The 5,075-nt window shown below is 72.7% G+C and carries 2 protein-coding genes and 1 pseudogene; 1 reads left to right on the top strand and 2 read right to left on the bottom strand.

Features of this window, described 5'->3' with window-relative positions:
* Positions 1-402 (bottom strand): annotated as a pseudogene (locus ACWGL3_RS30820) (YdcF family protein); the annotation flags it as partial.
* Between the two features lie 438 nt (positions 403-840).
* Positions 841-3,537, bottom strand: a complete 2,697-nt coding sequence (gene ppdK, locus ACWGL3_RS30825; RefSeq protein WP_452462099.1) for a pyruvate, phosphate dikinase — start codon at positions 3,535-3,537, stop codon at positions 841-843.
* A gap of 553 nt (positions 3,538-4,090) precedes the next feature.
* On the opposite strand from ppdK, the gene trhA reads away from it, so the two are divergent.
* The gene (gene trhA / locus ACWGL3_RS30830; protein WP_267950472.1) at positions 4,091-4,765 is read left to right on the top strand and encodes a PAQR family membrane homeostasis protein TrhA; all 675 of its coding nucleotides are present in this window, start codon (positions 4,091-4,093) and stop codon (positions 4,763-4,765) included.
* Positions 4,766-5,075: the final 310 nt, after the last annotated feature.

Genomic DNA, 5,075 nt, shown 5'->3' on the forward strand with positions numbered 1-5,075 from the left:
GCCCCGGGGCCGCGGCCGGTCCCTGACGAAGCGCCGGGTGAAGGCCGCCCCGGCGGGAGCGTCCTCCGCCGGGGCGCCGTGGAGGTCGTCGGAGGCGGGGTCGGGCCGGTCGAACGCACGGGTGCCCCCGTCGTCGGGCGCGCTCCCGGGGTCGGAGGGCCCGGGGCGGGCGAACTCGCGGGTGGCGGGGTCGCCGGACGCGGCGGGCCCCGCCCTGGTGAACTCGCGGGTGGCCTCGCCGTCCGCACCTCCGACGCCGTCCCCGGCCGCCTCCGCCGGAGGGGCGGGGACAGCGGTGAAGTCGTCACGGGAGAAGACCCTGGTCGACTCGTCGTCTGAGGAGGGGGCCGTGACCGGCTCCTCCCACGGCTCGTCGCCGCGGCCGTCGTTCGCCGTTCGCACCGGCTCACCTCCGCACAACTTCTCTGAACAGGGATCCTGCTACCCGCTGGGACGGCCCGTACCGGCCGGTGGTTCGCGGCGGCACGGGGTCGGGCGAGCGGGAGCGGGGGTGGTGTCGGCGCGTCCCGCCTCCGCGTGTGGGGGGAGGCCGGGAGCGGCGGCCTTACCGGCGGCCAGAATACATCACGAAGAGGTCACAGCGGGCGTCTCGGGACCCCACCGTCGGCAGGGTCGAGTCTAGGGCGTTCTCTGCGGCCGGCGGCCCTCCGGGGAGGGTGGTCCCCGGTCGGTTCCCGAGTCGGCGCCGGACGGTCGTCCTGCCGACGCCGGGGCGTCGCCGGGGAACCCTTCCGGCCGGGGCGCGGCGCCGGCCGCTTCCCGGCCCCCGCGGGGGGAGGGGGTGCCCTACCCCCGCGGAACCGCGTCCGGCCCGGGGCCTCAGCCCGCGGTGCGCCCGGCCGCGCGGCCCGCCTCCAGGCGGGCGACGGGGACCCGGAACGGGGAGCAGGAGACGTAGTCCAGGCCCACACGGTGGAAGAAGTGCACCGAGGCGGGGTCCCCGCCGTGCTCGCCGCACACGCCGAGCTTGATGCCGGGCCGCGCCGCGCGGCCCTCCTCCACCGCGATGCGGATCAGGCGGCCGACGCCGTCCACGTCCAGGGACTCGAACGGCGAGACCCCGAACACGCCCTTCTCCAGGTAGGCGGAGAAGAACGAGGCCTCGACGTCGTCGCGGGAGAAGCCCCACACGGTCTGGGTGAGGTCGTTGGTCCCGAAGGAGAAGAACTCGGCGTTCTCCGCGATCTCACCGGCGGTCAGCGCCGCGCGCGGCAGCTCGATCATCGTGCCGACCGGGAAGTCGAGCTCGACCCCGTGCTCCCGCTCCACCTCCCGCAGCACCCTCAGCGCGTCCTCGCGGATGATCTCCAGCTCCTGCACGGTGCCGACCAGCGGAATCATGATCTCGGGCCGGGGGCGGCCCCCCGCGGCCATCCGGTCGACGGCGGCCTGGGCGATGGCACGCACCTGCATGGAGAACAGCCCGGGGACGACCAGGCCGAGGCGCACGCCGCGCAGGCCCAGCATCGGGTTCTGCTCGTGCAGCCTGTGCACCGCCTGGAGCACCCGCAGGTCGTTCTCGTGGCTCTCCCCGCGTGCCTCGGCGACGGCCACGCGCACCGACAACTCGGTGATGTCCGGGAGGAACTCGTGCAGCGGCGGGTCCAGCAGGCGGACCGTCACGGGCAGCCCGTCCATGGCCTCCAGGATCCCGGCGAAGTCCTCGCGCTGGAGGGGCAGCAGCTCCGCGAGCGCGTCGCGCTGCTCGTCCTCGGTGTCGGCGAGGATGAGCCGCTCCACCAGCTGGCGGCGGTCGCCGAGGAACATGTGCTCGGTGCGGCACAGGCCGATGCCCTGGGCGCCCATGCGGCGCGCGCGGGCGGCGTCCTCGGCGGTGTCGGCGTTGGCGCGCACCCGCATGCGGCGGGCCGCGTCGACGTAGTGCATGAGCCGGTCGACGGAGCGCACGAGGTCGTCGGCCTGGTCGGAGGCCGGGTCGATCTCGCCCTCGAAGTAGCGCACGACGGGCGAGTCCACGACGGGCACCTCGCCGAGGTACACCTCGCCGCTGGTGCCGTCGATGGAGATGACGTCGCCCTCCTCGACCACCTCGCCGCCGGGGGCGGTCAGCCGCCGGTTCTTGGTGTCCACGTCGATCTCCTCGGCGCCGCAGACACAGGTCTTGCCCATGCCCCGGGCGACGACGGCCGCGTGGGAGGTCTTGCCGCCGCGGCTGGTGAGGATGCCCTCGGCGGCGATCATGCCCTCCAGGTCGTCGGGGTTGGTCTCCCTGCGGCAGAGGATGACCTTCTCACCGCTGCGCGACCACTTGACGGCGGTGTAGGAGTCGAAGACCGCCTTGCCCACGGCGGCGCCGGGAGAGGCGTTCATGCCGTGGCCGATGCGGCGGACGCCGGCCCCGGCCACGGCCGCCTCGTCGAAGCGGGGGAACATCAGCTGGGCGAGCTGGTCGCCGGTGACGCGCTGGACGGCCTCGTCCAGGGTGATCATGCCCTGGTCGACGAGCTGGTCGGCGATGCGGAAGGCGGCCGCGGCGGTGCGCTTGCCCACCCGGGTCTGGAGCATCCAGAGCTTGCCGCGCTCGATCGTGAACTCGATGTCGCACAGGTCGCGGTAGTGGTTCTCCAGGGTGTCCATGATGCCCATCAGCTCCGCGTGGCTCCGGGCGTCGATCTTCTCCAGGTCGGCGAGGGGCACGGTGTTGCGGATGCCGGCCACCACGTCCTCCCCCTGGGCGTTCTGGAGGTAGTCGCCGTAGACGCCCGGCTGGCCGGAGGCGGGGTCGCGGGTGAACGCGACGCCGGTACCCGAGTCCATGCCGAGGTTGCCGAAGACCATGGCGCAGACGTTGACGGCGGTGCCGAGGTCGGCGGGGATGCGCTCCTGCCGGCGGTAGAGGGCCGCCCGGGGGGCGTTCCAGGAGTCGAAGACCGCCTTGACGGCGAGGGCCATCTGCTCCCGGGGGTCGGAGGGGAACGGCCGCCCGGTCCGCTCCAGGACGATGTCCTGGAAGCGCCCGACGAGCTCGCGGAAGTCGGCGGCGTCGAGGTCCAGGTCGTCGGTGGTGCCCTTGGCGGCCTTGACCTCCTCGACGGCCTCCTCGAAGAGGTCGCCCTCGATGTCCTGAACGGTCCTGCCGAACATCTGGACGAGGCGGCGGTAGGAGTCCCACGCGAAACGCTCGTCCCCGCTCCGGGCGGCGAGGCCGACGACGGACTCGTCGTTGAGGCCGATGTTGAGGACCGTCTCCATCATGCCGGGCATGGAGAACCTCGCGCCCGAGCGCACGCTCACCAGGAGCGGGTCGTCGGCCTGGCCGAGGCGGCGCCCCATCGTCCTCTCCAGCTCGGCGAGGTTGGCCTCGACCTCGGCGTCCAGGCCCTCGGGGACGCTGCCGCGCGAGAGGTAGTGGCGGCACGCCTCCGTGGTGATCGTGAACCCGGGGGGCACGGGGAGTCCGAGGTTGGTCATCTCGGCGAGGTTGGCCCCCTTGCCGCCGAGGAGATCCTTCAGGTCCTTGTTGCCCTCGGTGAACGTGTAGACGTACTTGGCCACGGGGGTCTCCCTCGATTCTCGACGGCTCCGCGGTGGATCGGCGCCTGTGCCCGGATGGGCGCGACTCTATCCACACTGCGCATCATCACCCCTTCATGAACCACCATTTGACAGCATTCCAGCAGGTCAAGGACATTAGAGAGGTCTATACCAATGGTTCAGCCCAGGAATGCCGACCCCGACCCCCCGACCAGGGAACGCACACCCCGACAGCCACGGACCCCCTGGTCACAGCCCCGCGCTCGCACGGCGAGGCGCTCCCCTCCCGCCCCTGCCGCCCCGGGGGCGCACCCGACCAATCCCGCGCCACACCTTCCACCGGAGGCCGCTGTGCCACGCGACACAGGCTTACCGGCAAGTAACCTACGCCTCCGTAAGTTAGGCTGGGCAAGAGGCCCGCAGCGGCGCGGACCGCGGGACGGAGGGGAACAACGTGTCGGAGGAACGGACGCGGAGCAACGGCAAGGGCGGCGCGGGGGCCGGGGACGACGGGCCCGGCGGACACGGCACCGGAGCCGCGAAGGGCGGCGGGGAGCCCCAGGGCGACGCGTCCATGCCGGAGAGGGCCGTCAGCGCGGCCGGAGACTTCCTGGAGGCGGTCAAGCCCAGACTCCGGGGCTGGCTCCACCTGGGGACGGCGCCGCTCGCCCTCGCCGCGGGCATCGTCCTGGTCGCGCTCTCCCCCACCGTGCCGGCCCTGCTCGCCAGCGCCGTGTACGCGCTCAGCTCGGTGCTGCTGTTCAGCACCTCGGCCGTCTACCACGTGGGCCGGTGGTCGCCCCGCGCACAGAAGGTGCTGCGGCGCCTGGACCACTCGAACATCTACCTGATCATCGCGGGCACGTACACGCCGTTCATCGTGCTCGTCCTCGACGGCACCCTGCGCACGGCGATGCTGGCGCTGGTCTGGGGCGGGGCCATCGCCGGGGTCGGCTTCAAACTCCTGTGGCTCAACGCCCCGCGCTGGCTGTCCACGGCCCTGTACCTGGCCATCGGCTGGGTGGCGGTGCTGTTCATCCCCGACCTGGTCCACGGGACCCATCCGGCGACGTGGATCCTCATCCTCGTCGGCGGGGTCCTGTACAGCGTCGGCGCGGTCGTCTACGGGCTCAAGCGGCCCAACCCGGCGCCGCGCTGGTTCGGCTTCCACGAGATCTTCCACTCGCTGACCATCGCGGCGTTCGTCTGCCACTACATCGCGGTGTCCTTCGTCGTCTACACGACCTGAGGCCCGGCCCCGGGGGCGACAGGACCGCCGCAGCGGTCCGGACCGGTGGAGGGGGTTCCGGCCTCCTCGGCCCGTGGGAGCGTCGGTCGGACCATATCCACGTCACGATTCGCTCACGCGGTAGGACAAGCAGGATGAAATGCGCCTTTATCTCCGGCGGCCTGGCGCTACGTTGAGAACCGGTTCCCCCGGCCGTGTGCGGCCGGAGGAACCGACGAGACGGCCGGAGACCACATCCCCCCGGGTCCGGCCGTCTCACCGCACTCCCCCGCTCGTAGGAGCACTGCGCCCGCTCCCCCCGTGGGGGGAG

The sequence above is a fragment of the Nocardiopsis sp. NPDC055824 genome (assembly GCF_053616335.1).

Excerpts from the sequence above, each read along its gene's own strand:
- trhA (WP_267950472.1), top strand. The coding sequence starts at position 4,091 with ATGCCGGAGAGGGCCGTCAGCGCGGCCGGAGACTTCCTGGAGGCGGTC.